This window comes from Klebsiella sp. 28, assembly GCF_018223905.1.
GTDB lineage: Bacteria > Pseudomonadota > Gammaproteobacteria > Enterobacterales > Enterobacteriaceae > Klebsiella > Klebsiella pneumoniae.
In genome coordinates this window covers 1-1,476 of sequence record NZ_JAGRQY010000209.1, presented here as the reverse complement: position 1 = coordinate 1,476, position 1,476 = coordinate 1, and the positions used below count along the sequence as shown (strand labels likewise).

The 1,476-nt window shown below is 54.6% G+C and carries 3 protein-coding genes; all 3 read right to left on the bottom strand.

All coding sequences use genetic code 11. The annotated features are described in order from the left end of the window. Nucleotides 1–120, bottom strand: a 120-nt coding sequence (locus KHQ28_RS26235) for a phage head-tail connector protein (protein ID WP_142900396.1), incomplete at its 3' end; no start/stop codon positions are given. Beyond that, nucleotides 101–361 (bottom strand): hypothetical protein, encoded by a 261-nt coding sequence (locus KHQ28_RS26230; protein ID WP_014907814.1) that lies wholly within the window; start codon nt 359–361, stop codon nt 101–103. The genes KHQ28_RS26235 and KHQ28_RS26230, both read right to left, overlap by 20 nt. A 58-nt stretch (nt 362–419) precedes the next feature. Then, nucleotides 420–1,476, bottom strand: a 1,057-nt coding sequence (locus KHQ28_RS26225; RefSeq protein WP_211777734.1) for a phage major capsid protein, incomplete at its 5' end; no start/stop codon positions are given.

Sequence of the window (1,476 nt, the reverse complement as noted above, 5' to 3'; positions counted from 1 at the left end):
ATAATCACGCTCGATGCTCCGCTGCGCGGCATTCACCATTTGCGTGAGCATGGCGTCATGCTCCGTGAAGTCCAGTTCCAGGCGTAGCTGGGTTTTCACATCATCCAATGTCAGTATCAAAATCGCTGTCTCCCGGCTTCGGTTTCAGCGCACGTTCGGCATCCTCCGGCCATACCGCGATACGCCGCTTAACCAGTTCTTCGGCGCGCGATCCTTCAAAGCACGCGATATCTCCACGGGAATAACGGTGGTGCGGCCCAAGGAACACAACGGATTTACGCTCTGCCTGTGCGACCACGGTCGCATGGTTGTCCTGTGTGCCTGTTTCTTCCGGCTCCACTGCTTTATTTTTCGCAGCCATAACATTCTCCTGAAAGGGAAAAGCCCGCATATGCGGGCCGTATTTACTGAGGGATGGGTTAGAACAGGACGCCGGTACCCAGCACCAGGCCTTCCGGATGACGGAAGCCAATATCATGCTCAGTAACAACGCGGATTAGCGACTGGTTACGGGAAAACGCAGATACCAGGGTGCCATCGGCATCGATGTAAGAGGCTTCCTTCGAGAAGTCGACTTTCATATTGCCGTCTTCAGCGATAACCACATCATTGAAGTCAGCAAAGTAAATCTCAGTCTCCTTACCCCCGGTCCCCAGATTCGCAGGGATCGCGCTGGTACGCTGAACCGGATATCCTTTAAGTAATCCCTGAGCCATTTCCGGATAGACTTTGTTGCCGTTGCCGTCACGCAGCCCAAACAACTTCATATAGGTACGGTTCGACATGCCCCAGCCGCTGCTGATCATATTGCTGTTGCCGTCCATCGCCATCAAAATGATCTTGTCCAGGTACTCGTCAACTGTGTTCAGGTTGATCGCTGCATCAGCTTCCCACGGCAGCAGGCGGTTCCACTGCGTCGCGCGCGCCTTCATACCAATCGGTGTATCGCCGGTACCGTCATCGCGCATAAAGGCTTTATCCTCACGCACTGAGATGGCGGTCAGAATATCCTGCAGGACCAGCTGCTCGACGTTGAATCCGGCGTGGCCAATCAGTGCATTGGAAATAGGCACCATCGCAATCAGAGTTTTCGCCGTAAGTTTTACATCATCAAAGCGTGTTTCTGATGTCTTGGCGTCTTTGTTTTCTCCTGTGTAGCTTGCCGTTGCTCCACCGGCCACGCGTGGTAGCGTCATATTACCGTTAGGCAGCGGAACGGGACGGGCACCCAGCTTGCGGACGAGGGTTCGGTCGCTCAGTAGCTCGATCACCTCACTGTGGAGGTTCTGCGGAATAAGCACACCACCGGACGCCGCTGCGGTGGAAATGGCCATCGATACGGACTGGTCATTCAGCTCTTCTGAAGCGAATTTTGCCGCGTCCTGCAGATTCCCTGCGCCTGCGGCGACAGACATAACCAGTCGGGTCATGCCAGCACCGGTGTACTGTTTAGGCTCCTGCTTAACAATAATGCCG

What these genes read in the sequence shown, in the direction of transcription:
- KHQ28_RS26230 (WP_014907814.1), bottom strand. Translation starts at nt 361, where the DNA reads ATGGCTGCGAAAAATAAAGCAGTGGAGCCGGAAGAAACAGGCACACAG.